The organism is Pseudomonas sp. FFUP_PS_473, assembly GCF_002858665.1.
Classification (GTDB): domain Bacteria; phylum Pseudomonadota; class Gammaproteobacteria; order Pseudomonadales; family Pseudomonadaceae; genus Aquipseudomonas; species Aquipseudomonas defluvii.
In genome coordinates this window covers 13351-39396 of sequence record NZ_PJQQ01000040.1, presented here as the reverse complement: position 1 = coordinate 39396, position 26046 = coordinate 13351, and the positions used below count along the sequence as shown (strand labels likewise).

The 26046-nt window shown below is 56.9% G+C and carries 24 protein-coding genes and 1 pseudogene; 5 read left to right on the top strand and 20 right to left on the bottom strand.

What is annotated here, in order from left to right; genetic code table 11:
• Positions 1-584: 584 nt before the first annotated feature.
• From CYD26_RS21450 to CYD26_RS21435, 4 genes are all read right to left on the bottom strand, one after another.
• Positions 585-1007, bottom strand: a complete 423-nt coding sequence (locus CYD26_RS21450) for a hypothetical protein (RefSeq protein ID WP_145991808.1) — start codon at positions 1005-1007, stop codon at positions 585-587.
• A gap of 108 nt (positions 1008-1115) precedes the next feature.
• The gene (locus CYD26_RS21445) at positions 1116-1934 is read right to left on the bottom strand and encodes a hypothetical protein (protein WP_102053587.1); all 819 of its coding nucleotides are present in this window, start codon (positions 1932-1934) and stop codon (positions 1116-1118) included.
• A gap of 115 nt (positions 1935-2049) precedes the next feature.
• The gene (locus CYD26_RS21440; protein ID WP_256588058.1) at positions 2050-2253 is read right to left on the bottom strand and encodes an MbcA/ParS/Xre antitoxin family protein; all 204 of its coding nucleotides are present in this window, start codon (positions 2251-2253) and stop codon (positions 2050-2052) included.
• 62 nt (positions 2254-2315) lie between these two features.
• Positions 2316-2747 carry a hypothetical protein gene (locus tag CYD26_RS21435; protein WP_102053586.1) on the bottom strand — a complete coding sequence of 144 codons (432 nt, stop codon included), beginning with the start codon at positions 2745-2747 and terminating at the stop codon, positions 2316-2318.
• A gap of 1022 nt (positions 2748-3769) precedes the next feature.
• Between CYD26_RS21435 and CYD26_RS21425 the strand changes: the two genes are divergently transcribed.
• Together CYD26_RS21425 and CYD26_RS21420 are read left to right on the top strand one after the other, a co-directional pair.
• Positions 3770-4234 carry a helix-turn-helix transcriptional regulator gene (locus tag CYD26_RS21425; protein ID WP_102053585.1) on the top strand — a complete coding sequence of 155 codons (465 nt, stop codon included), beginning with the start codon at positions 3770-3772 and terminating at the stop codon, positions 4232-4234.
• An 82-nt stretch (positions 4235-4316) separates the two neighbouring features.
• Positions 4317-5297, top strand: a complete 981-nt coding sequence (locus CYD26_RS21420; protein ID WP_102053584.1) for a ParA family protein — start codon at positions 4317-4319, stop codon at positions 5295-5297.
• 268 nt (positions 5298-5565) lie between these two features.
• Here CYD26_RS21420 and CYD26_RS21415 read toward each other — a convergent pair whose 3' ends face one another.
• Positions 5566-5850, bottom strand: a complete 285-nt coding sequence (locus CYD26_RS21415) for a hypothetical protein (protein ID WP_102053583.1) — start codon at positions 5848-5850, stop codon at positions 5566-5568.
• A 202-nt stretch (positions 5851-6052) separates the two neighbouring features.
• Here CYD26_RS21415 and CYD26_RS21410 point away from each other — a divergent pair, with 202 nt between their 5' ends.
• The gene (locus CYD26_RS21410) at positions 6053-6931 is read left to right on the top strand and encodes a hypothetical protein (protein WP_145991807.1); all 879 of its coding nucleotides are present in this window, start codon (positions 6053-6055) and stop codon (positions 6929-6931) included.
• An 878-nt stretch (positions 6932-7809) separates the two neighbouring features.
• Here the strand turns inward: CYD26_RS21410 and CYD26_RS21400 are convergent.
• From CYD26_RS21400 to CYD26_RS21345, 12 genes and pseudogenes are all read right to left on the bottom strand, one after another.
• The gene (locus CYD26_RS21400) at positions 7810-8544 is read right to left on the bottom strand and encodes a hypothetical protein (protein ID WP_102053580.1); all 735 of its coding nucleotides are present in this window, start codon (positions 8542-8544) and stop codon (positions 7810-7812) included.
• Complete coding sequence (locus CYD26_RS21395; protein ID WP_102053579.1) at positions 8535-10562, bottom strand: patatin-like phospholipase family protein; 2028 nt, start codon at positions 10560-10562, stop codon at positions 8535-8537. The genes CYD26_RS21400 and CYD26_RS21395 overlap by 10 nt, the downstream gene beginning before the upstream one ends.
• Positions 10563-11091: 529 nt before the next feature.
• Positions 11092-11433, bottom strand: a pseudogene (gene tmk / locus CYD26_RS21390) (dTMP kinase); the annotation flags it as partial.
• Between the two features lie 9 nt (positions 11434-11442).
• Positions 11443-12567, bottom strand: coding sequence for an endolytic transglycosylase MltG (mltG, locus tag CYD26_RS21385; RefSeq protein WP_065761315.1), 1125 nt, complete (start codon positions 12565-12567; stop codon positions 11443-11445).
• 3 nt (positions 12568-12570) lie between these two features.
• On the bottom strand, positions 12571-13386 hold the full coding sequence (gene pabC, locus CYD26_RS21380) for an aminodeoxychorismate lyase (protein ID WP_065761314.1): 816 nt from the start codon (positions 13384-13386) through the stop codon (positions 12571-12573).
• Positions 13386-14630 carry a beta-ketoacyl-ACP synthase II gene (gene fabF / locus CYD26_RS21375; RefSeq protein ID WP_099775455.1) on the bottom strand — a complete coding sequence of 415 codons (1245 nt, stop codon included), beginning with the start codon at positions 14628-14630 and terminating at the stop codon, positions 13386-13388. Before fabF ends, pabC begins: the two co-directional genes overlap by 1 nt.
• 104 nt (positions 14631-14734) lie before the next feature.
• Positions 14735-14971, bottom strand: a complete 237-nt coding sequence (acpP, locus tag CYD26_RS21370) for an acyl carrier protein (RefSeq protein WP_003175607.1) — start codon at positions 14969-14971, stop codon at positions 14735-14737.
• A gap of 196 nt (positions 14972-15167) precedes the next feature.
• Complete coding sequence (fabG, locus tag CYD26_RS21365) at positions 15168-15908, bottom strand: 3-oxoacyl-ACP reductase FabG (protein WP_065761312.1); 741 nt, start codon at positions 15906-15908, stop codon at positions 15168-15170.
• Positions 15909-15925: 17 nt separating this feature from the next.
• Positions 15926-16864, bottom strand: coding sequence for an ACP S-malonyltransferase (gene fabD, locus CYD26_RS21360; protein ID WP_102053578.1), 939 nt, complete (start codon positions 16862-16864; stop codon positions 15926-15928).
• Positions 16865-16993: 129 nt separating this feature from the next.
• Positions 16994-18004 carry a phosphate acyltransferase PlsX gene (gene plsX, locus CYD26_RS21355; protein ID WP_083199879.1) on the bottom strand — a complete coding sequence of 337 codons (1011 nt, stop codon included), beginning with the start codon at positions 18002-18004 and terminating at the stop codon, positions 16994-16996.
• A 3-nt stretch (positions 18005-18007) separates the two neighbouring features.
• Positions 18008-18190, bottom strand: coding sequence for a 50S ribosomal protein L32 (gene rpmF / locus CYD26_RS21350; RefSeq protein ID WP_010447173.1), 183 nt, complete (start codon positions 18188-18190; stop codon positions 18008-18010).
• Positions 18191-18203: 13 nt separating this feature from the next.
• The gene (locus CYD26_RS21345; RefSeq protein ID WP_065761310.1) at positions 18204-18731 is read right to left on the bottom strand and encodes a YceD family protein; all 528 of its coding nucleotides are present in this window, start codon (positions 18729-18731) and stop codon (positions 18204-18206) included.
• A gap of 95 nt (positions 18732-18826) precedes the next feature.
• Here CYD26_RS21345 and CYD26_RS21340 point away from each other — a divergent pair, with 95 nt between their 5' ends.
• Positions 18827-19405: a nucleoside triphosphate pyrophosphatase gene (locus CYD26_RS21340; RefSeq protein WP_065761309.1), complete on the top strand. Its 579-nt coding sequence runs from the start codon at positions 18827-18829 to the stop codon at positions 19403-19405.
• 60 nt (positions 19406-19465) lie between these two features.
• On the opposite strand, the gene CYD26_RS21335 is transcribed toward CYD26_RS21340, so the two are convergent.
• From CYD26_RS21335 to rluC, 3 genes are read right to left on the bottom strand one after another with little or no spacing between them, the layout of a single operon-like run.
• Positions 19466-20449: a S49 family peptidase gene (locus CYD26_RS21335; RefSeq protein WP_102053577.1), complete on the bottom strand. Its 984-nt coding sequence runs from the start codon at positions 20447-20449 to the stop codon at positions 19466-19468.
• Positions 20450-20455: 6 nt separating this feature from the next.
• On the bottom strand, positions 20456-21145 hold the full coding sequence (locus tag CYD26_RS21330) for an HAD-IA family hydrolase (protein WP_099775457.1): 690 nt from the start codon (positions 21143-21145) through the stop codon (positions 20456-20458).
• Positions 21135-22091: a 23S rRNA pseudouridine(955/2504/2580) synthase RluC gene (gene rluC / locus CYD26_RS21325; RefSeq protein ID WP_065761306.1), complete on the bottom strand. Its 957-nt coding sequence runs from the start codon at positions 22089-22091 to the stop codon at positions 21135-21137. The genes CYD26_RS21330 and rluC overlap by 11 nt, the downstream gene beginning before the upstream one ends.
• A 746-nt stretch (positions 22092-22837) precedes the next feature.
• Here rluC and rne point away from each other — a divergent pair.
• Entirely contained in the window at positions 22838-25969 is a 3132-nt protein-coding gene (gene rne, locus CYD26_RS21320) for a ribonuclease E (RefSeq protein WP_102053576.1), read from the top strand.
• The last annotated feature ends 77 nt before the right edge of the window (positions 25970-26046 follow it).

The following is a 26046-nucleotide window of genomic DNA, read 5'->3' as shown; positions in this document are numbered from 1 at the left end:
CGCTGGCGACTCATGGCACCTCCTATTTGGGCCTCATTATGAGGCTTGGAGGTGTCTAGGGAACCAGGGGCGATTCATAGAGTGGCTGCAAATTGACATTTTGATGCGCAGCTTGCACATCGATCAATGGCGCAATGCCATCATTAGCATGAAAATGACCATGTTGTCGAGGAGAGGCCCGAACCAGCAGAATTCAGTTCCGAGGACTGGTCGGACTTCCTATGACCGCTCTAAATCGATGCTTGCCGCTTGCTGAAACTCTGAGGATGTGGCTATCTCAGATACCGACTGGATCGGTTCAATCGAAGCCGCTCGATTTCTTCGGCCGAACTGCGAAAGGCCTACGCTTCATGGTACCGCTTCATCTCCTCAACAGCGTCGGCACTCAAGGTCGCGGCGCTGTTCGATAAGGCTCAGTAGCGATCTCATAGCCACGCTTAGCGGCTTGAGTGCGGTAAACTGCTCCGGGTGGCGAAGTAGCATATCGAGTGCCAACTCTGCATCGAGGGATCGTCCACTTAGCCGCAGTCAGGCTAGGAATTTACCGAAGGGCTCCAACCAGGCTGACAACAATCTAGGCTAGGTCAATAGTTCTGGAAGGACTGGTAATTCAACGAAAGCGCGGTCGTCCTGGCCTCATCGTCCACAGCATGCCAGGCCGCGCTCATCCGGCTCTCCCAGGTCTGAGCTGCTAACAACAGCTCAATGACTTCGTCCGCCCACCCTTCCCCGCCAAAAATTTCTCGAGCAAGGCCAAGCGCTGAATGTTCAAGCCCTAGATTTAACTGAGCGATGTAATCAAGCATACGGTAAAGAAGCCCTATAGCCTGAAATTTAGAGAGTTCCTCACTGTCGTGCTTCTCTATGCTATGCCGGACATTCAAGCTACCACCGGCAACCTCGATGAAAATCTTAATCTCGGACACTGGACACCCCTTTTTTATTGTTCTTTTAATTTCAGGATGCTCTGGAGCTTGTGCCTGCACAACTATATTGACGATTAACACTCCCCTTCACATCTGAAAAATCCTACCGGAGACAGCCAACTCAACCACGCCCGACTCTACCCCTATAAAACTCCAATCAAAGTGCTCGATGACATTGAGGCATTGCGCCTATCTCAAATCGGACGAGATCGACTGCCCCCCCTTTTCCAAGGCATTAGCCAGCTCACCAAGCGCATCACGCAAACAGCGATCTTCCTGGGTATAATCAGGCTCCGACAGTAACTGGCGCGCATGTCTGAGTAGCGCCTCGAGGCTCTTGACACTGAGCTCTAGCTCAATCAGCACGGGTGAATCACATGTGAGTTCGCCAACCTGCTCGAAGAAGATAGGGATCACACGAGTCTCATTAAATCCATCAGTCTTTGGAGATCCCAGCAAATAGCCATAGCAAACATTGCCGTGGATCACTACCACCATCAACAATTTGTTAGATTCGCGGCTACTTTCCATGACCCACGCCTCCAGAAATCGTGGCGAGTCAGTCACATTAGCAACAAAAGCATTTAGTTCCTCCATCGACTTAGGCCATATATCATGTGCCCACTTAATATCTTCAGAGACTGGGACTAGCAAACAGTTCCCTCCCCTCAAGGTCAGATTTTCACCCATGTGGCAGGAGGTAACGGGGAGCGGGTCGATATCACCCAACGGTACGATAAACAGCGTGCAGTTCATTTGCTTACCGCCAGAAAAACTGGCCGCAATCCGAACCTCCATAAGCCCATCAATTTGTGGAAGCTCAACGCGAGCACAGGCAATTTCGGAGGTTTCTTCCACCGCCCGATGCCGAAGGCAAAACCGGGCCCACTCATCACTTCTAGCCTCGACGTCGATGTCACCGGAAAGGGTGTCCAAGCTAGCTTCGGTCGAGGGGTTCGCAGTGGCAGATAACTCGTTTTGCAAATCAGAGGAGTCCTTACCTTTCATGCTGTTCGGGTGGCCTCGCCTAAGTAGTTACGATGGTACGAAGCATCACTTCACGGCTGGGTTTGCCTGTAGCTTTGAACCCACCGGGTCTACTAGACCAACAGCATCGGTTACATTAACAGGCATATCCCTGATCAATCCGCTCGAGCAAATTCTTTGCTTTGTTGTACCCAGCCTCATCGCGGGCATACTCCAGACCAGTTAAACCACCGAATTCGTCCCGAGGGCGAGCCAACCAAACATGCGCTTTAACTTTGCTGCCAAACACACTCTCAGCCTGATGCCGAATCAGCTCCTCAAAATTCATTTCTGTTTGCATGGAACATGACTCCTTCGCCCCTTGACCATTCATCTCTTTGACGAATAGCCCATCGCTTATGCTCAGGAATTTTCCAAGGCTAGGAGTGCAGGGAGACTTACAAATTTTCTCATACCAGGCCCTGCCAAAAAGAAAGTTGTGTTCATGCTCTCAAAAACATAGCCGTCTAGTACACGCTGAAAGCTGGAGCGAATTGCACCTGCTCGGGAGCCCTCAGCCCTGCTGTCGTACACGACAGTGCTGGCAAAGACTACCGTTGGCTGCAGGCCGTTCGATTCAAGTCCTTTCTCAACCTCGCTTGGCACCATGATGTCGAGCAGCAGCCAATCCCGTACAACATAAAATGGCCGCCCCTCATTAGCTGTCCATGCAGTCTGTACGATATTTTCATCTGACTGGCCGTCACCTTCTAAGGGAATGCCACCTTCCGATAAAAGATTTGCTAACAACGCTGCTTCCACTTGTCCTACCTGATTCGTTTTGTTGAGCCACATGCGCCATCGCTTCATTGCTGGGTATGCCGGGCTCAGTGAAGAGCACCCTCGAACCGAGGGCTACCACCGTCTAGCGCCCAATCGCAGACCACATAGGTGCTGCCATTCCTCGTCTGGAACAGATAGTACGCACCATGCTCTATACGCCGAGTCAACGTAGATGTTCGGATCGTTGCCCCATCCCGGAACCTCCCTCGGCTCTCGCGATACACAATGCCCACCAGGCAATTGATTGACTGATCGTATACAGCGCAGCAGAGGAAACCTGTTATAGGGATGCCAAAGCTCGTGGCCATCGCCCGTTCCACACTGCCAGGCACTAACCCGGGTGGTGTCTCTGCTGGTGACTGATGGCTAGCCAAAAGCTCAAAGTCGTTGGACATCTCAATGCACCTGATGAAATGGCTGGACTGTTTCATTCAGGAGGTACCTGTTCTCACCCATGTACCAGCTTCTCCACTGAATATGCCTGCTGTTAAACCTGTGAATGATTGCCGGCGTATGCGCTGGCAAGTCGTTCCTCCATTCAGCCGCAATACGGGTAGCTGCACTGGCATCCCCGGTCGATGTGAAACCTGTCCAGCATGTCGTACCTAGGAAACGTGTTTGATTGCAAATCCAAGATTCGCTTTCAAGCATGTGAACGTGGAGCCCTGTCGTCTTCATTGCCTCCAGCGTCCGGTCTATGTGCCCACCGTAAAACTCGTGGTTTCCGCACACATAAAGAACCGGGCAGCTGTACATCTCATTGAGCCTCACGTTCACCTCGCTTTTTATCAATGCACCGCGCCGGCCTGGCCGTTGTCGTCACCGTACTGAGCGGTTGGCGCTGCTCTGCCAGACGATCGACTTAGGGGTAAATTGAAGTCATCCCCTGTCCATCAATCTGCTCGGCAAAAAAGTATCCGGCACAGCGCCTAGCTTGGAACGAGTCTGCCGAAACGTTCAATAACGCAAACTATATACGGTGTTATTGAACACAGCAACATGGCCAGATCCTTCCCTTTTCGGGAGGCAATTTGATGTCGCTGAAGCCGGCCTTCGCTGCAATGCTTCGATCCGTGCGTGACGCACAGTCCCGTACGCAGGAAAACGTGGCCACCACCACATCCCGCACCTACCTGGGACACCTGGAAAACGGCAGCTCCAACGTAAGCCTCGACAAGCTCAATGAACTCGCGAACAGCCTAGGTCTATCCCCGCTGACGCTTATGGCCTTGACCCTTTCCGCTCACGACGAATGCTCTGCAGGTGAAACCCTGCAACGGGCCCACGATGAAATCCGTGAATTGGGTGAGGCCGTTGAGCTTGAGGTGATGCGAGCTCATCTGGTGGATGGGAAGCTCGTGAAGCGCAAACCCCACCGGCCAGTAGATGTGGAGAAGCTTGCCCGGGTGCAAGCCTGCAAGGCCAAGGGAATGACTCAATCAGCAACGGCCCGGGAGCTTGGGCTGAGCAAGGGCACGGTTCACCTGTTCTGGAACTGAGCATTTTTGTTTTTTTGCGATCCTGACAACCTTGCTCTATGGTCAATTTCATAAAATCTGAAATTGATCGAGGATCAAGGTGATGATGAATGCAGTGCTGCTTAAGCGCGCCATGAATTACCTAGAGCTCAGCGGCGTGGCTCTGGCCGACAAGGTCAGCGCACTACGCGAGGACGGTAAACGTACGGCACCAGAAACCATCAGCCGGTGGCTAAACGGCACCAGACCGGTCGATCCATTTCTGATGGGGTGGATTGCTGAGCTGGTGCGCTCAAAGCTGGTCAGCGAGGAGCGATCGTGGGTCAGGTTGCCGAACGGCAGGTTCATCATTGCCATTGCCAACCTCAAGGGCGGGGTCGGCAAGACATCACTCGCGAGGAATCTCGCGGCGATCGCAAAGTCCCTACGCCTGAAAAGCACATTCCTCTACGCCGAGTACCCAGAAGCGCGACGTCGCGCCGGGTATGTGTTCTATGACCTCAAGCCGCTGAATATCAACTGCCCCGAACTGAGCCCCGAAGAAATCCTCGCCTATGAGCCAGCGGAAGGCGAGGTGGTGATCGTCGATGTTTGCAACAGCATCGCTCAGGACTCTTTTTTCGAAGCAAAAGGCCAAGAGCCGTTGAAACCGGATCCGAAAGGCTTCCTTACCCGCTTTGTGCCAGATGTCTATGTGGTGCCCGGCGAGTTCGCCAGCAGCCTGGACAACTGGGGTACTCAGAAACTTATCGAAAGCAACGTGCTTCAGGCCCCAGTTCAGCTTCTGCATCGACCCAGCCTGATGTGCATGGACTTCGCCAAGACTGCGAACCGGGACGGGTTCGATGTGACCAGCGAAATGTTCTGCCCGTTCTTCATTCCGCAGTCGGTGTCGACAAGCTCTCCTCTGCCCCGCGACTTCATGAGCGAATGGCAGAACCTCGACCAGAAGCACCATCATTACCGGCTCTTCGAGCACTTGGTTTCCCTGGTAGGTGGGGAGATCCTTGAAAGCTATGACATGGAGCAGGAAGTGAAGACGGCTGGGCTGGAGAAGTTGCTAGGCTGGGCGGAGGCCGCCTAGGTGCATAACTGGTGCATCGAAACTAGTAGTTCCCCAAGAGCATCAGTTGACCACTACAGTTCGATATCCCAACTGCGGTCGTAAAGTCTTTCTCTTACGAGCGCGAGCAGCCTCTCCTAATGTAGGACAAGCGAGGTCGCCAAATGAGCTTGTGCCAGATATCGACCTAGATGACGACCATTCCAAAGACCTCGCACTCTTCCGTTACCTCTGTTCCGTCCACTTGCTCCTCATTAACCGTACAGATGGCTAAGGGAGGCAGTATTTCTCAAAGCAGGTCAATGAGTGGCCAGGGGTAGCGGCAACTGCCCGCATGGTCTGCGATGGGCTGGTAAACGAAGTAGCTCCAATCCGTATGCGCCCAGACTATAGCAAGCAGCTTTTCACGCACCTCGTCGCGGCTGAGGCTGGCTGCCACGCGCCACCAACTCAGCTGAACGTCTTCTGCCGTCAGCCCCTCGGGTGGTTCATCACGCTCGTTGTCATAGTCCGCAAAGGGGATCGGATTACCGGGTTGCCAATCGACCATTAAACCATTGCTGGGCATCTGCATGCAGGCTACTCAAGGCAAGGCAAGGCAAGGCAGGCCATCATAACGGGCCAGGGTGACGGGATCGATTGAATTAAGCAGCTAGATCCCTTACTTATGAATGCGGAGGAGTCTGTACCGCAGGCAATCAGCGAGAAGCACGCCCAAAGCTTGCATAGATGCAAAATGCTACGCAAAATTCGCCACTTTACCTTGGGACTGCGCCGTGTCGCTCTCTGGCATTTTCAGCTCACACTATCAGCGTCGTTCTTTCCTCGTTGCCAGCACGCTCGTGATCGCGGCGTGCGGTATCATCATCATGCTGATCGCTTTCTACGGGAAGGATGATCCTCTGTGGGAAGCTTTTAACAACTTCATCATCTCCATCGTTGCCAGTGGCGCCTTTGCCATTATATCTACACTTTACCTGTCCTATTTCACTGATCCACGACTGGCGCGCGCTGAAACCCTGATTCTGCCGCAGGACATTAACGAGAACCTGCACCGACTCGCCGGCGGTGCACACGATTATCGAATCTACGTGCGCACTGGGAGGCACTTCCGAGCCAAAGCCTTACCCGCCCTTGTGAAGCACGCATGCGAGAGCAGACAACCCATTCGCATGGAAGTTATTTTGCTGGACTTCAGGGATGTTGAGGTTTGCGAGCGATACGCCGAATTTCGAAAGTCAGCATCTTTTGATCACTATCTATGGGACACGAAGTACGTTCAGCACGAGGTGCTGGCGACGATCATTGCAATTGCCAAAGCCGTAAACCTCAATCGCCCGTTCATCCAAGTAGACTTGCGTCTGAGCAACCGCCTCTCCACATTCCGGATAGAAGGCAACGCCGATGAAATGATAGTCACCCGGGAAGACCCGAAGGATTACGCTTATTGCTACACTCGCAAACACAGAGACTTTTCGGGACTGCTGACCGAGTTCAACTGGGTGAAGAGAGAAGCCGAGGAAATCCCTGTGCCTACCCTTCCCGATCCTGCCACTTGTGTCATCCTCACCACCATGTTCGGTGAGTTGATTTCCCCGGAAAGCCAAGCTGCTGCTGCAGAGGCCCTGAATTCCCCCGCTCCATATGCACGCTGAACTTGATGAACTTTTAACCCGCGAACGCTTCCTCTCCTGCGATCGAGGCACTCTACTCACAACCTTAAAACGATGGATAGCACTGAAGAACCCTGCGTGCCTGATACATCCCCACGGTTTTTTCGTGATGCTCCTAAAGCGCTGCGAGGGTGAAGAGTGGCGGCTACATCTGTGGCTCAGCGATCGAGGTGATGACTATGGTATGCCTGGTCGCGTGCACACGCATGACAAACACGTCGATAGCCGGATTCTCCTCGGCACCCTGACCAATCTTCAGTACAGTGTGAGTGAGGCCGACCCAGGAGAGTTTCCACTCTACGAAGCCCACTACCAAGGGGACAGGTACCTCAAGCAGACGACTAACACACTGAGGAAGGCATCGACTCGCGTCGACCTTTCGATGAGCGGATCTTCGCTGATGCTGGCAGGCGAAAGCTACCGGGTTGAACGACACACATTCCACGAGGCAGTGCCCTCGGCAGGCCTGACCACATGCACCCTGGTCTGCATGCACTCACCGGCACCTGGAGCGATCAAGGTCGTTGGGGTGGATGGCTACCCAGACGTATTGAGCTTCGAGCGAAGCGAACATCCTTCACATCTATTCTTGAGGCATCTCTAACCCAAGTCATGACCTTTGTGTTTGGGCTTCAGAACACTTACTTACAGATATACTCCCACTTTATCTACTCAATCAGATTCCCGATTGCCGTAGATACGGTTTGAAGCGTTCCGATTAACCAATGCACCGGTGAAAGACTGAGTCGAGCATGCTGAGGCGCTCACCGCTCTTCGATCGATAATTACCCCCCAAAAAAACAAAAGCCGGCGCTAGTGAGTCTCACTAGCGCGCGCCATAAGTCTACAGTTTTAGTTTACTAACGATGATTATCGACGAGGGAGTTGTCTTCGCAAGGTTCGTAAATCACCACTGGGCCATTTTCAGTTTGAGTAAGCTCAGCGTGCAGACCATGATTCTCAATAAGAAGGTTCAGTGAGCGAGGTGCTCGACCAACACACACGCCCTTCGATCGAACACTGGCGATTCCCCACGATACATTAGGATTAGTTATTTCATCCAGCGAAATATGCAGTGTCGCTGGGCTGGCGGTGTATACAAGTCTGGATTCTAGTAAGGAATTACGAGTTTTGATAGCACGCGAACGCTGCTTCAGAACATTAAGCTCTTTTGTCCAGCCAGAGCTTAAGCGCTTTCTTGCAGAGCTCTCGTCATCGTAGTCCGGATCACTCTCAAGTTTCAAAGAGACTAACCGACCCAGTTCAATCGCGTGCTGAGTAAGACGATCAAATTCGTCCTTACTACCGCTAGCAACCCACTCGCTATAAGTTACTTTTTCAAGCTGTTTCAGCAGACTTTCGTGTCGAAGGGTGCGGGTATACGCGGTATCACCATCATCAACCTCCGATGAAGCCTCAACGATTTCATCGATAGGGATATTTAGCTCAAGGGGTACTTTTGGCCCGACATGGAAGTTAAATCTTGGCCGGTTTGCGGCGATAACTCGCTGCTCACGAAGCTCCCGGAGCTCTTTTAGACGCTCCTCGATTTTCTCCATTGTCTCATCGCTAGGTTCAAAAGACTTTATATCCATGTGTTGTCCCCTTGGACTAAATCCATCAAATCATGCCTATCAAAGTATTGCAACACCTCAACAAAGGCATGGGATACAAATAGATCCTTAAAATCCTCAATAAGCGGGTTAGACTCATCTAACGGCATATTTGAATCAACAACCAGCATGCAGCGACGAATCCGGCGCTCAGGAATTTCCGGCTGCAGATTAGGCAAAATCATTGGGAAGCAGGCGATCCATCGGGCCCTCGGCCAGATGCGTTCCTTCCTGTACACATCGTCACCTGGGAGCCGCTTGTCCAGAAAGTGGATCTGGGGTTTGTTCGTCCGCAGTGCTTGTTCAAAAATCCAGGAACCAGCTTTGCGCGTGATCCCACTATCTACGTCTCCTGGCTTGTACCCATGGGTAAATACAGTGGTGAGGGAATTCATGCTGCCGCCACGCTCAGCCACGATTGCTACACGAACCCTCGGATTTCGCACAGGCTCAAACCATTCACCCACACTATCCATCACAAATGAGTGAAAAACCCCATGCATAGCCTTTGCAGCCGCCTGCAGAGTCGCTCGGGTATCTATCTCCTCGGTTAGCCGAAACTCAACTGCGCTAGCCGTCTTCGAGACGACGTCCCACACGTCTTCAGCGGACGCATCAAACTGCATCATGTTCATGCTTGGAGTCAGCGGAATCTTCAGCGTGCTCCCCGCCGCTCGCGTATGAATCATGCTTGATCCGTTCACTACAGTCCCCAACACAGCAGAAGTCCAGTGTTTCCCGATCTTGACCTCAGACTCAAGGCTTAGCGCAATGGTTCCGACGCCAGGGTTAAGTACCCGCTCCTCGTCAAACGGCCAAGCTGGGAGATTCGATACCAAGCCGCCGTCTAAGAACTGACCTTCAATCAGCTCGGTTTTCGTTTCAGTATGGCGGTAAAACGTCAAATTCCACGGTTCAAAGACGAAAGGCAAACAAACAGAGGCCGCAACCGCATCGCCAATTTTCACGTCTGGTGTCCTGTCCTCGCAAAATAGCTCAAGGCATTCGTAGGCAACGTTCGTCGCCACAATTTTGAGAGGAATCGTATCGACCGGAACCTCTTGTTCCCTCGCCGTCTTCAAGTCCGCAAACGTAATCCCTCCGCCCTCTTTTACATAGCCTCTCTCGGCCAGCTTCTGCGTAAGAGCCCGATCGATCAGGAGCGACACGTTGCCCACGGTGTTCAGACCACCAACAAAACGCCAGCCCCACCGCAAAATTTGTCTGCCAAGCAGGAAGCCATTCACGACTACAGCCGACACCACAAGAGCTGTCACAGTCGGGCCTTTTTGAATAGCCAACCCTACTACGAAGGCGACCAGACCGAATGGGATGCAGTAGTAGATGAAAAACCAAGCGAGATTCGCGCTCAAACGTACCGACAAGCCGAGAGTAACCAGTGTGGTGTCTAGAGCCTTGGCCGCTAAAGACATGATTTTACCCAACCGGGAAATAGGCGGTGCCCGCCTGCCCGCACACCTTTTAGCCGAGGCCGCGATCAACAGGTCTTCAAGCTTTTTGCGCTCTACCTTGTTCGCATCAAGCTTCCGGCGGTCTCTTTCAACAGCGGCAGCAACGGTTAATTCGGGCTCTGGGCAACGCGGAGCGGGCTTGTGTCCAAAACCACAGCAGGAACCAATCCATCGGCAGATTTTCAGCTTTCGCCAGAAAGTCCCAGGGAAAATGTCAATCGGTTGATGGAAACCCAAGCCCTCAGCACTGCGAGTGAAGAGGTGCTCACGGGTTTCAATGTTAACCATCTCGTCCGCCTTGTAACCCACAGAGACGAGTGCAGCCACCATTGAACCCGCCGAGGTGCCAGAGACACCACGGATGTCATAGCGGTATTTTTCAATTGCTTTGAGAGCACCAACATGTGCAACTCCTTTTGCACCACCACCTTGCATCGCGAGAAAAATAGGGCGGGTATCCACTCGGCCTGGCTTGACGGAAGCCTCGACGCTCTGGTCAGCAACCAGGCCCTTCACTGGAGAATTCATGAATTGATGCGTGTCCGTTGCTCTTTATCGGGCGCTCAAGGCTTGCTCGAAGGCGCGTTTCCTGACGCTGATTTCCGCCACCACCGACCTTATCGGCTGCATCAATATTTGCTAAAGCCGATATCGGGTAGTCTGTACTGATGAGGTTTGCAAGGATCACAAGGGAGATGTGACCAGAGTGCCATCATAGCAAAAGTCCGCCATGCGGTTCGACTGATCCGAGCCTCTGTGTGATGCAGAACAGCACCATCGGATCACAGCCTCTACGACGAATTTTGTGAAAACGTAAACAGGGAAACCCCAGATTTAATGGGCTTCAGGAGATGCGTGATCGCAAGTGGAGCATGGAAATGGGGTTGGAATGGCTTTTAGGGTTTACGTTTGCCACTCGAACAACTTTTTTAGCGCATGGGGTTTACTTTTTTTAATCCGCCAGTGCTAGAATAGTAGCAAGAAACAAGACATCTCTCTCCAGAACCCATTATTCTAAGGGTTCTAGGCAGCTAGACAGGTTTCGTGAGGTTGAAGGGGCGATTGGTTTCTGTTTACCTTGACCACCAACCGAAACTAACGCATCCGTGAAGCGATCACAAAGCACGACGGTGCCCCGTGCCAATGCCGGGCGGATCACTTCGGCCAGGTGCTGGGCACGCGCAGCGAAGACCAACAACAGCTCGGTATCAGGGTGCATCAGCTCTTCACTGGGCGCCAGCAACAGCTCGCGAATACGCTCCGCCAGCGGCGTGCCACCCGGCTCCCGGGTCAGCAGCACGTCCACGCCCTGGCTGCGCAGGTGCTCGGCCAGGTACTCGCGGTTGGTGCTCTTGCCCGCACCTTCAGGGCCTTCCAGGGTAATAAACAAGCCGCTCACAGGCAGTCCTTAATTTTGATCAGTACGGGAGGACTCATCGACCGCTGTCGAAGACTCGCTCGGTTCGACGACCATGTCATCGGGTGTCGACTGTTGGGCTTGCGGTGCCGGGCTCGAGCGATAATCGGCGCGACGCTTGAGCTGATACTCACGCACCGCCGAATTGTGCGCGTCCAGGTCATCGGAGAAGACATGACTGCCATCGCCACGCGCCACGAAGTACAGGCTGCTGCCAGGCAATGGGTTCAACGCCGCATGAATCGCCTCACGCCCCACCATGGCAATTGGCGTCGGCGGCAAGCCCGCATTCACATAGGTGTTGTAAGGGGTCGGCTCGCGCAGGTCAGCACGGGTGATCTTGCCGTTGTAGCGCTCGCCCATGCCATAAATCACCGTTGGGTCCGTCTGCAGCAACATGCCGATTTGCATGCGTCGCACAAATACACCCGCGATCTGGGCACGTTCCTGAGGAACGCCGGTTTCCTTTTCCACCAGCGAAGCCATGATCAGCGCCTGATAAGGATCGCGATAAGGGGTTTCAGGGGCACGGGCATTCCACTCCTGAGCCAGCACCTCTTCCAGGCGCGCATACGCTTGCTGGAGGAACTCAACATCGGTCATGCCGCGCACAAAGCGGTAGGTATCCGGGAAAAAGCGCCCCTCCGGAAACACACCAGCGTGCCCGAGCTTTTCCATGACCTCGCTGTCGCTCAGACCGTTAAGCGTCTGTTCGATTTTTTCGTGCTTGGCCAAAGCGGCGCGCACCTGACGGAAGTTCCAGCCTTCAACCAGCGTCAGGTTGTACTGCACTACCTCACCGCGACGCCACAGCTCGAAAAGCTCGCGCACGCTCATGCCTGGGCTGAGACGATACTCGCCTGTGTGCAGCGGCACACCGACCATATTGAAACGCCAGTACAGGCGTAACCAGAAAGCATCCTTGAGCAAGCCATCCGTTTGCATACGGTAGAACATGCGATTGGGCGTCGTACCGGTCGGCACATCGAGCAACTGCTCCTGGGACACATGCAGCGGCTGCTGAAGGGCCGAGTTCAACTTCCAGGCGGAGTACCCCAACAGCAGGCCACCCAGGATCAGGCCGATCTCCAGCAGTACCAAGAATTTACGTCTCACAAATCAGGCATCCAGTAACGTACGGGCAATGGCCTGCAGTTTACGGGTGACCGGGCCCGACGACCAGTTCATCGATCCACACGAGCACACCGGCCAGATACCGTAAACACTGTTACAGAGAAAGACCTCATCGGCTCGCGCAAGATCCTCAAGGGCCAGATCGCCGACACGAACGTCGATCCCGAGGCGCGCAGCCTCGACCATCAGCGCCGCACGCATGACCCCGGCAACCCCGCAACGGCTGAGGTCGGCAGTCAACAACACGCCATCCCTGACCAGAAACAGATTGCTGTAGACCCCTTCGACCACGCGGCCGGTGATGTCACGCATCAACCCTTCGGCATAGTCGGGATCCTGCCACTCGGAACGGGCCAATACCTGCTCAAGACGATTGAGGTGCTTGAGCCCCGCCAACAGCGGCTGTTCCGCCAGGCGGGTACGGCATTCGAACAGCTTCACACCATGCTCGGCATTGCCAGCGGGGTAAGCCGCTGGCGGATTGCCCTGCAGGATACGCCGCGGCGGCACGCCAGCGGCGGGCGCATAGCCACGCTGGCTGTCACCCCGGGTCAGAATGAGCTTGAGCACGCCCTCGCCCAGCAGGCTGGCGTAACGGCTCAACTCATCGCGAATCAGTGCCAGATCGGCGTTAATCGCAAGGCGCTGGCAACCCAGCGCCAAGCGTTCGAGGTGATACTCGAACAATGATGGCCTGCCGGCCTTGACCGCGATGGTCTCAAACAGACCATCGCCGTAGGCCAACCCTCGACTTTGCAGTGCCAGGGTATCGGCCGGCTGACCATCGACCCAGCTTTGCATCAACCGGCGAACCGGCGGAACACCAGCGAGCCGTTGGTACCGCCAAAACCGAAGGAGTTGGACAACACCACATCGATCGACATTTCACGCGCCTGATGCGGCACGAAGTCCAGGTCACACCCTTCGTCCGGCTCATCGAGGTTGATGGTCGGTGGAGCCACCTGGCCGTTGATCGACAGCACGCTGAAGATCGCTTCCACAGCCCCGGCAGCGCCCAGCAGGTGACCGGTCATGGACTTGGTGGAGCTGACCGCCAGCTTGTACGCATGCTCACCAAACACCGACTTGATCGCCGATGCTTCCGCCAGGTCACCCGCCGAAGTCGACGTGCCATGGGCGTTGATGTAGCTGACTTCGCTTGGGTCGAGGCGCGCATCACGCAGGGCATTGGCCATGCAGCGTGCAGCACCGGCACCGGTTTCCGGTGGCGAGGTCATGTGATACGCGTCGCCGCTCATACCGAAACCTACCAGCTCGGCATAAATGGTCGCACCACGGGCCTTGGCGTGCTCCAGCTCTTCAAGCACCAGCGCACCGGCGCCGTCGGCCAGAACAAAGCCATCACGGCCCTTGTCCCATGGACGACTGGCACGGGTCGGCTCGTCGTTGCGGGTCGACAGCGCACGAGAAGCGCCAAAGCCCCCCATACCCAAGCCACACGCAGCCATTTCAGCACCACCGGCAATCATCACATCGGCTTCGCCAAAGGCGATATTGCGTGCGGCCATGCCAATGCAATGCGTACCGGTCGTGCATGCCGTGGCAATGGCGTAGTTAGGCCCCTGTACGCCCAGGTGGATCGACAGGAAGCCGGAAATCATGTTGATGATCGAGCCTGGCACGAAGAACGGCGAAATACGCCGAGGCCCCTGCTCATGCAAGGTGCGGCTGGTTTCTTCGATATTGGTCAGGCCACCGATGCCCGAACCCATGGCCACGCCGATACGCTCACGGTTGGCATCGGTCACTTCCAGGCCAGCATTACGCACTGCCTGAAAACCGGCCGCCAGGCCGTACTGGATAAAAAGGTCGAGTTTGCGAGCTTCCTTGACCGACAGGTACTGCTCAACCTCGAAGCCCTTTACCGAGCCGCCAAAACGGGTGGAGTAAGCAGAAAGGTCTGTATGTTCGATCAGACCAATGCCACTGCGGCCAGCCAGAATGCCCTGCCAACTGCTCGGCACGTCCGTACCCAGTGGCGACAGCATACCCATACCGGTGACCACGACGCGTCTACGCGACACAGCACTCTCCTTTTTCTAAGGTCTACATCTCTCGCAAAGAAAAAACCGCACGCCAGTGAAGGCAGTGCGGTTTTTCCATGACAAGAAGCGACGACTACAACGTCTTAAGCCTGGTGGCTGGTGACGTAGTCGATAGCTGCTTGAACAGTAGTGATCTTCTCGGCTTCTTCGTCAGGGATTTCGGTCTCGAATTCCTCTTCCAGAGCCATCACCAGCTCAACGGTGTCAAGGGAATCGGCACCCAGATCTTCGACGAAGGAAGCAGTGTTCACTACTTCTTCTTCTTTAACGCCCAGTTGCTCGGCGACGATTTTCTTGACGCGTTCTTCGATGGTGCTCATACCTTGTTTTCACTCCTAATGGACATATGTCAGGCAGCTGGCCGGGGTGTAAGTGTATAGAAAGAGTTTGGCTTTTCAAGCGCCAAGCGCTTCTCGAACGTCACACCCAACCGCTGACTAGAATTTGGTTGCAGCTTTATAACGGATTTTACACGCCACGTATGACATTTTTTTGAAGCAATCCGTCACATTTGCCTTACATGTACATCCCGCCGTTGACCGGAATGGTTGCACCGGTGACATAACCTGCACCCTCGGACGCCAGGAAAGCCACGACTTTGGCGATTTCCTCGGCTTGTCCCAGACGCCCCAGAGGAATCTGGGTCTGCAGGGCTTCGCGCTGCGCTTCTGGCAGCTCACGCGTCATGTCAGTGTCGATGAAACCAGGCGCCACCGAGTTGACGGTGATCGCACGGGAGCCCACTTCACGCGCCAGCGCACGGCTGAAGCCTTCCAGGCCAGCTTTGGCAGCTGCATAGTTGACCTGACCGACGTTACCCATGGCACCGACTACCGAACCGATGCTGATGATACGACCCCAGCGTGCCTTGGTCATGCCGCGCAGCACACCCTTGGACAAACGGTACAGGCTGTTGAGGTTGGTATCGATAACATCGAACCACTCGTCATCCTTCATCCGCAGCATCAGGTTGTCGCGGGTGATACCGGCGTTGTTGACCAGGATCGTCGGCGCACCGAACTGCTCCTGAATCGCGGCCAGGGTGGCGGTAACCGACTCATCACTGGTGACGTTCAGCTCAAGGCCGGTACCCGCGATACCGTGCTCCTTGAGGGTCGCAGCGATGCGCTCGGCACCAGCAGCCGAGGTTGCCGTACCGATGACCGTAGCGCCCAGGCGACCCAACTCCAGGGCGATGGCCTGGCCAATACCACGGCTGGCACCAGTCACCAGTGCAACTTTACCTTGCAGGCTCATGCAAGCTTCTCCTAATTTCAGGCCAGCGCCGCACGGGTGGCGGCGACAGCGTCTGGGGTATTGAGGTTATAGGTGGTCACACCGTCAGCGCAGCGCTTGTTCAAACCAGCCAGGACCTTGCCTGGGCCGCACTCGACCAGCGAGGTAGCGCCTTGTGCTGCGAGGTACTGAACGCATTCAACCCAGCGCACTGGCTTGAACAACTGCTCCAGCAAGTCGCGCTTGAGCGTGTCCAGATCAGCAGAGACCATCGCGTTGACGTTCTGCACGACCGGAATCTGCGGCGCCTGCCAATCGATGGCAGCAACCGATTCAGCGAACCGTTCAGCAGCCGGGCGCATCAGTTCACAGTGCGACGGCACGCTGACCGGCAATGGCAAGGCACGCTTGGCGCCACGCGCCTTGCACCCTTCGATTGCGCGCTCGACAGCGGCCTTCGAACCGGCGATGACGACCTGGCCAGGCGAGTTGAAGTTGACCGCGCTGACGACGTCACCCTGTGCCGCTTCAGCGCACACAGCGATGACATCCGCATCATCCAGGCCCAATACCGCAGCCATGGCGCCCTGCCCGGCCGGTACGGCCTCCTGCATCAGCTGACCGCGACGCTCGACCAGTTTCACGGCATCGCCGAGGGACAAGCTACCCGCGGCCACCAGGGCGCTGTATTCGCCCAGGCTGTGACCGGCGACGAACGCAGGGCGAGCACCACCCTCCGCCAACCACAGGCGCCACAGGGCGATCGAAGCGGTCAGGATAGCCGGCTGAGTTTTGTCAGTTTGATTGAGTTGCTCTTCCGGGCCCTGCTGGGTCAGTGCCCAGAGATCATAACCCAGAGCCTCGGAGGCCTCGCGGAAGGTATCGATGACCAGTGGGTACTGGGCGCCCAGCTCGGCCAGCATGCCGAGGGACTGCGAACCTTGACCCGGAAAGACGAATGCGAGGGATGCAGACATTGAACAAGCCCCTAATGATCTTGTCGTCGAAAATTGAGCGAACAGTCGCAGGACTGATCGCAAGAAACTGAAAATTGGATGGTAACGAGAACCAAGCGGTCACATTTAACCACTTCCTTGCCGATATGCCTAAAGCAACAGATCCTCAAGACGCCCATGCAAGCGCTGCGGCAGATCTTCCTGGATTTCGATCAGTGCACGCTGAATAGCACTCTGAAACCCCTGAACACCCGCAGAACCATGGCTTTTGATAACAATACCCTGCAACCCCAGAAAGCTCGCACCATTGTGTCGCGCTGGCGCAAGATCGGCCTGCAAGCGCTTGAGCAATGGCATGGCCATGGCACCTGCCACGCGAGCAAACACCCCCTCACGGAACAGCGCCTGAATACGCGCACCGATCATGGTTGCCAGGCCTTCACTGGATTTGAGCAGGATATTGCCGACAAAACCGTCGCAGACCACGACATCAGCCTCACCACGGTACAAGCCATCACCCTCGACGAAGCCGATGTAGTTCAAGCCCTTGGCATTCTGCAACAGGCTGGCAGCCAGCTTGACCTGCTGATTACCCTTGATGTCTTCAGTGCCTATGTTGAGCAGCGCCACGCGCGGACGATAGACACCCAGCGCCTGAGCCGCCACCGAGCCCATCACTGCAAACTGATAAAGGTGCTCGGCACTGCAATCGACATTGGCCCCCAAATCAAGCAACTGACAGTAGCCTGCCTGCGTAGGAATGGCTGCCACCATCGCCGGGCGATCAACACCTGGCAGCGTTTTCAGCACATAACGCGACAGCGCCATCAGCGCACCGGTATTGCCAGCACTCACGCAGGCCTGAACCTTGCCATCACGCAATAATTCAAGGGCGACGCGCATGGACGAATCCGGCTTGCCACGCAACGCCTGCGAAGGCCGCTCATCCATGCCGATCACTTCACTGGCCGCAACAATCTGCAGACGCGAGCGATCCGCTGCCGACTGGCCAGCGATCAAATCTTCAAGGAGGGAGGGTTGACCAACGAGGGTCAGGTGCAGCGAGGGGGTAGCCGAAAGGCAAGCAATGCTCGCCTGAACAATGCTGCGGGGACCGAAGTCCCCGCCCATTGCGTCGATCGCGATGATCTGAGCGGACAAGGATTACTCGTCAGCGCCCTTGTCGATCACTTTACGACCACGGTATACGCCTTCTGGCGATACGTGGTGGCGCAGGTGAACTTCACCGGTGGTTTTTTCTACGGACAGAGCGCTGGCCTCGAGGGCGTCGTGCGAACGGCGCATGTCACGGGCAGAGCGGGATTTTTTGTTCTGCTGAACAGCCATAATTGATTAACTCCTAAACGTTTGGGTCACGCTTTAACTGCGCCAATACACTGAACGGGTTGGACCGCGTTACCTCGTCCTCGCTCGGCTCGGGCTCATCGGCGCCCGCCGGCTGCTGGCATTCTTCCGGATGATGAGCAGGCACAATGGGCAAGGCGAGCAAAAGCTCCTCCTCGATCAATGCCTGCAGATCCAATGGATCTTCGCCCAGTTCCAGCACGTCATAACCTTTCGGTAACGACTGGGTATTCGAACCCTCCTTCACCACAGCGTAAGTACATTCGCTATGGATCGGCAGGGTAACCAGCTCAAGACAACGCTGGCAAACCATTTTGACTTCGACGTTGAGGTCAGTGTGTATAACCACTGTCTTCTGCTCGTCTCGCTCAAAATCGAATTTCGCCTGCACCATACCGACATTGTCGGAAAGCGGGTCGCAGAGTCTCTCCAAATCGGCCAGCAGCACTTTCCCTTCAAGGGAAACGCCACGATCTGCCAATTTGCGCGGGTCAACGTGAGGTGGAATCGGGTCATTCAACATAGGCGCAGCATTCTAGGGATGCCCCCCGCCCCTGTCAAAGGAAATTAGGCCCCATGGCTCATGTTAGAATTGGCGAACCCGCTCAGGAGTTCATCATGCTGCCTTTATTACTGGCTTCAAGCTCACCCTACCGGCGCGAATTGCTGGCGCGCCTGCAACTCCCCTTCAACTGGGCCGCCCCGGACATTGACGAGCGACGCCTGGATGAAGAGCCCGCCGTAGAGCTGGTGAAGCGCCTGGCACTGGAAAAAGCCGAAGCGCTGGCCACCACCCACGCCAACCACCTGATCATCGGTTCCGACCAGGTCGCGGTACTGGGCGAGCAGATTCTCGGCAAGCCGCACACTTTCGACAAGGCCTGCGAACAGTTGCTGGCAGCCAGCGGCAATCATGTCACCTTCCTCACCGGGCTTGCCCTGCTCAACAGCAGCACTGGCCACGCTCAGGTTGACTGCGTGCCTTTCACGGTCAACATGCGCGAACTGGATCTGCCACGCATCGAGCGCTACCTGCGCACCGAACAACCCTATGACTGCGCCGGCAGCTTCAAGGCCGAAGGCCTGGGCGTCAGCCTGTTTCAAAGCACCCACGGCGTCGACGCAACCAGCCTGGTGGGCCTGCCACTGATTCGCCTGGTGGACATGCTGCTCAAGGAAGGCGTCACCATTCCTTGAGGCGCAAAAAAGCCGACCCTCAGGTCGGCTTCTGCCTAAACACGCAACACCGCGGCACGATCAGCGCAGCGTCGGCCCCTGAAAACCCATCCACATTGCCAAATGCTCGGCAACACTGGCCCCCAGGCGCTTGGAGAAGCGATCAAACGGCGACTCTTCAATCGTAAAGTCCACCAGGTTTTTCTCGCCGATCACATCGCGCGCGACATAACTGGCACTGCCAAGGCCGTCCACCAGCCCCAACTTCACCGCCTGCTCGCCCGACCAGATCAGGCCGCTGAACAACTCTGGATGCTCTTTATCCTTGAGTCGCTCACCTCGCCCCTGCTTGACGCTGGCAATGAACTGCCGATGAGTGGTCTCCAGCACACCCTGCCAGAACCTGGTTTCTTCAGGCTTCTGCGGCTGGAACGGATCCAGGAATGCCTTGTGCTCGCCGGCCGTGTAGGTACGGCGCTCAACACCCAGCTTCTCCATGGTTCCGACAAAGCCATAACCTGCAGCAGTCACACCAATCGACCCTACCAGGCTGGCCTTGTCGGCATAAATCTGATCAGCCGCACTGGCGATGTAATAGGCACCAGACGCCCCCAGGTCACTGATGACGGCGTACACCTTGATCGCCGGGTACTGCGCACGCAGACGAAGAATCTCGTCATAAATGTACCCAGACTGCACCGGGCTGCCGCCCGGGCTGTTAATGCGCAGGATTACACCCTTGGTCTTGGGATCTTCAAACGCCGCACGCAAGCTACCGACTATGTTGTCGGCACTGGCAGGCTCCTGATCAGCGATCATGCCACGCACTTCGATCAGCGCGGTATGACTGGAGCCACGAGCCGCCGCCTTCTCGACATCCATCAACGGCGTGAACAGCATCAGGGCGCCAAACAGATAAGCGAAGGTCAACAGCTTGAAAAAGATGCCCCAGCGCCTGGCGCGCCGCTGCTCCTGCACGCCAGCCAGCAGCGTTTTTTCAAGCAGCTGCCAGCTTTTCTGCTCTTCATTCTTTTCAGCGCTGGGCGCTTTCCATTCATCAGCCATGCTCACCTACCCTGGGATACCGTCACAGCCGACCGGCGCGCCAGCAAGGCCCAGCCAATCCTGCAACTGAGAAAAATGATCGATGGACAGCCGAGGCTCATAGGCGCTCAATACCTCCAGCGACATCGCACCATGACCGACCGCAACCGAATGCACACCTGCATTGCGCGCCATCAACAGGTCAAACGCCGAATCCCCGACCATCAGCGCACGCGCAGGCGCGACACCACAATGCGCGAGAATCTCTTCCAACATCAAGGGATGAGGCTTGCCCCGGGTCTCGTCAGCGGCACGGGTGATATCGAAGAAATGCTCCCAGCCATTGGCCTGAAGCACCCGATCAAGGCCGCGACGCGCCTTTCCGGTCGCAACCGCCAGCCGATAGCCATCGGCGCGAAACGCCTCAAGCGCCTCGACAACCCCGTCATACAACGGCGAGGGCTGCTCATCCAGCGCCATGTAAACGTCAGCATAGTGCTGCCGGAACGCCGCTACCGCCGACGCATCAAGCTGCGGATACAGCGTGCTGATTGCCTCAGGCAAGGCCAGACCGATAATACCCTTGACCGCCTCGACTTCGCTGCGCGGGTGGCCGCCACGATCTGCCGCCAGGTGCATCGCCTCGACAATACGCCCGATCGAGTCGGCCAGCGTGCCGTCCCAATCGAAGATCAGCAGGTCGTACTCACGACGCACTCAGACGCTCCACAGTCTTGGACCACATGTCATCCACCGGCGCCTCAAGCTTGAGCACGCCGCCATCAGGCATCGGCACATTCAAGGCATAGGCATGCAGGAACAAGCGCTTGCCACCCAGCTCACGGATCTCGCGAGTGAAGTCTTCATCGCCATACTTGCTGTCGCCAGCAATGCAATGCCCGGCATGCAAGGCATGCACCCGGATCTGGTGAGTACGCCCCGTCACCGGACGCGCCTCGACCATCGTGGCGAACTCACCGAAACGGCGCAGAACACGGAACAGCGTCAACGCCTCCTTGCCTTCAGGGTTCACCTCGACCATCCGCTCACCGGAGCGCAGGTTGCTCTTGAGCAACGGCGCGCTGACCTGCTTCTTGGCCGTCGCCCAATGGCCGCGCACCAGCGCCATGTAGCGCTTGTCTACGCCGTCACCGCGCAAGGCCGCGTGCAGGTGGCGCAGCATGCTGCGCTTCTTGGCGATCATCAGCAGGCCAGAGGTATCCCGATCGAGGCGGTGGACCAGCTCCAGCTCCTTGGCATCGGGGCGCAACTGACGGAAGGCTTCAATGACACCGAAGCTCAGGCCGCTGCCACCATGCACGGCGATCCCGGCAGGCTTGTTCAGCACGATCAGTGCCTTGTCTTCGTAGACAATGGCCGCTTCCAGGCGCTGCAGCAAACCCTGGGCAACCGGCGCCGGCTCGTCGCGCTCGGGCAGACGAACGGGCGGCACGCGCACCACATCGCCCGCCTGCAATTTGTACTCAGGCTTGATCCGCCCCTTGTTAACCCGCACTTCGCCTTTACGCAAAATGCGGTAAATCAAGGTCTTGGGAACGCCCTTGAGTGCAGTGATAAGAAAATTGTCGATACGTTGGCCGGCAAGTTCCGGCGCGACCTCAATCAGCTGAACGCCGGGGGTCGGAGGGGTATTGGTCGTCATTTGCGCATCATAACAATTTTTTATGGATTTGAAGCACTTAATGATTGCTGCTATAGTCGCGAACGCCGCCAAAAGCGGCTGGCCAGCGGACCAATGGCTTTGAGCCGGCCCTGACCTACGCAATTCTTGAGGACGCGAGGCCGTCCGACGGGGTGTTTGCCAGTTTACAAAATGCCTGGAGTAGCCACCAGCGCAGACGAGAGAAGACCGATAAAAAACAAAAAGAGCGGTGCATTACCCTCCCTTCACGTTTTTTTCGATGCCACTCCGTCAGTGCAATCGCTTCCGCGCAGTTATGGCGAACGCTTCGGAAATACAAGCCTTAGCCATAAATGCGCGGGCTCCCGTACGGAGCCGGCGATAAATGCAACCCGTTGCGGATTCAGCGCGCGGCAGCACCCGAATTATCAGGGATACGTGTAGGGTGGAGATGCACAACCGTCGGACCGTGTAGTAATGCGTCCGGTCGACAGGCCTCTACGGGCCCACTCGTCCAGACCCGTTCTTGATCAAGATGCCCCCGTGGCGTCCATGGCCGAAGGCTGATTCCTCCTCCTGACTGAGTGCATTTGACACCACAGCTAGCAGGACGCGTCGTCGCGACTTCGGCAGCACTGGATTCCAGTCAGGCCGAATCTCGCTAGACACGGGAGTGGCCCGCCACCCCTGACGCACCCTGACACCGACCGTGAGAAGTCGTGTGTGCCGAACGCCGTTTCCGGCAGCCCGGAAACCGACGGTACTACATGAAAAGAATGCTGATTAACGCAACTCAACCCGAAGAGTTGCGTGTTGCTCTGGTGGACGGCCAACGTCTCTACGACCTGGATATCGAGTCCGGCGCTCGCGAGCAGAAGAAAGCCAACATCTATAAAGGCCGGATTACCCGGATCGAACCCAGCCTCGAAGCCGCATTTGTCGACTTCGGTTCTGAGCGCCATGGCTTCCTGCCACTGAAAGAAATTTCCCGCGAATACTTCAAGAAGGCCCCAGAAGGCCGCGTCAACATCAAGGAAGTATTGAGCGAAGGCCAGGAAGTCATCGTCCAGGTCGAGAAAGAAGAGCGTGGCAACAAGGGCGCCGCCCTGACCACCTTCATCAGCCTGGCTGGCCGCTACCTGGTACTGATGCCGAACAACCCGCGTGCCGGTGGCATCTCGCGCCGCATCGAAGGCGAAGAGCGCAACGAACTGCGCGAAGCCCTCAATGGCCTGGTCGCCCCTGCCGACATGGGCCTGATCGTTCGCACTGCCGGCCTGGGCCGCAGCAGCGAAGAGATGCAATGGGACCTGGACTACCTGCTGCAGCTCTGGACTGCAATCAAGGAAGCCTCCCTGGACCGCGCGGCTCCTTTCCTGATCTACCAGGAAAGCAATGTCATCATTCGTGCCATCCGCGACTACCTGCGCCAGGACATCGGCGAAGTACTGATCGACAGCATCGACGCCCAGGAAGAAGCCCTGACCTTCATCCGTCAGGTGATGCCGCAGTACGCCAGCAAGATCAAGCTCTACGAAGACAGCGTCCCGCTGTTCAATCGTTTCCAGATCGAAAGCCAGATCGAAACCGCCTTCCAGCGCGTGGTCGAACTGCCGTCGGGCGGCTCGATCGTCATCGATCCAACCGAAGCCCTGGTCTCCATCGACATCAACTCGGCGCGCGCCACCAAAGGTAGCGACATCGAGGAGACCGCGCTGCAGACCAACCTGGAAGCAGCCGAAGAAATCGCTCGCCAACTGCGCCTGCGCGACATTGGTGGCCTGATCGTCATCGACTTCATCGACATGACGCCGGCGAAAAACCAGCGCGCAGTCGAAGAGAAGGTACGTGAATGCCTGGAAGCCGACCGCGCACGCGTTCAGGTTGGCCGCATCTCGCGTTTCGGCCTGCTGGAAATGTCCCGCCAACGCCTGCGCCCATCTCTGGGCGAGAGCAGCGGCATCGTCTGCCCACGCTGCAGCGGCACCGGCATCATCCGTGACGTCGAATCCCTGTCGCTGGCCATCCTGCGCCTGATCGAAGAAGAAGCCCTGAAGGACCGCACTGCTGAAGTGCGCGCCCAAGTGCCGATTCCGGTCGCAGCGTTCCTGCTCAACGAAAAACGCAACTCGATCACCAAAATCGAACTGCGTACCCGTGCACGCATCGTGATCCTGCCAAATGATCACCTTGAAACCCCGCACTTCGAAGTGCAGCGCCTGCGCGATGACAATCCAGAAGCGCTGAGCGGCCAGTCCAGCTACGAAATCGCCGCCACCGAGACCGAAGAAGTCCAGCCAGTTGCCGCGACTCGCACCCTGGTTCGCCAGGAAGCTGCGGTCAAGACTGCACCGGCCCGCGCCAATGCACCGGTACCTGCCGCACCAGAACAGCCTGCCGCCCCTGTGCACGTTGCGCCAGAGCCAAGCCTGTTCAAAGGCCTGGTCAAGTCGCTGGTCAGCCTGTTCGCCAGCAAGGAAACGCCTGCCGCCGCACCGGTTGTCACCGAGAAGCCGGCCGCCGAACGCCCACAGCGCAACGAAGAGCGCCGTAGCGGTCGCCAGCAGAGCCGCAGCCGTAACGGTCGTCGCGACGAAGAGCGCAAGCCACGTGAAGAACGCGCCGAGCGTGCCCCACGCGAAGAGCGTCAACCTCGCGAAGCCCGTGAAGAAACCCCGGCCCGCGAAGAACGCGCACCACGCCCGCCGCGCGAAGAGCGCCAACCACGCCCACCGCGTGAAGAGCGTCGCCGTGACGAACGCGTTCGTGAACTGCGCGAGCCCCTGGATGCCACTGCACCGGCTGCTGCCGCCGCACCGGCCGTACGCGAAGAGCGTCCTGAGCGCGCCCCTCGTGAAGAACGCGTAGCCCGCGAAGAACGCGCTCCACGCGAAGAGCGTGCACCGCGTGAAGAACGCGCGCCACGTGAAGAGCGTGCACCACGCGAAGAACGTGCACCACGCGAAGAGCGCCAACCGCGCCCACCACGTGAAGAGCGTCAGCCACGTCCTGCCGAGGTTGCTGCCGAAGCGACCGAAGAGCAACTGCCAAACGAAGAGCTGCTGCAAGAAGAAGCCGAAGGCGCCGATGGCGAGCGCCCACGTCGCCGCTCTCGCGGTCAGCGTCGCCGTAGCAACCGTCGTGAACGTCAACGTGATGCCAATGGCAACGTCGTTGAAGGCAGCGAAGAAGCGGCTGAAGAGTCGAGTGCCGAACAGGCAGCGGGCGTTGTCGTTGCTGCAGGCGCAGCCATCAGCGCTGAAGCCGAAGCACAGGCCAACCAGCAAGCTGAAAACGCTACCGCTGCTGTCGAAGCACCTGTAGCCGCTACCGAGGTCGTCGCAGAGGCTGCACCTGCAGTCGAAGCAGCACCGGTAGAAGCCGCACCTGCGGTAGTTGAAGCTGCAGTAGTTGAATCTGCCGTGGTCGACATTGCCCCTGCCGCCGAACAGCCTGCGGCACCTGTCGAAGCCGTTGAACCCGGCGCAGCTCCGGTGGTGGAAGTCACCTCAGCCCCAGCTGAAGTTGTGGTCGAGGCCCCGATCGCTGCTGCCAAGGAAGCCGAGCCTGCAGTCGAAGCACCTGCTCCGGTTGTGGTTGAAGCACCCGCTGCCGAGCCGGTAGTCGCCGCCGAAGCACCTGCCCTGCCGCTACCAAGCAGTGGCCGCGCACCAAACGACCCACGCGAAGTGCGTCGTCGCAAGCGCGAAGCTGAAGCTGCTGCAGCCGCGGCAGCCGCTAAAGCCGCAGAGGCACCTGCTGCAGCCGTCGAGGCCCCAGTAGAAGCCCCCGCACAAGCTGAGCAACCGTCCACCGAAGCTGTCGTAACGGCAGAAGAAGTGACCGAGCAAAGCCCAAAAGCCCTGGAAACCACAGAAGAGCCTAAACCGCTCGCCTGATTCCCACGGCTGAAAAAAAGCCCCGCCAGCTAACGCTGGCGGGGCTTTTTTATTGGCTGAAACTCAACCCGGACTCA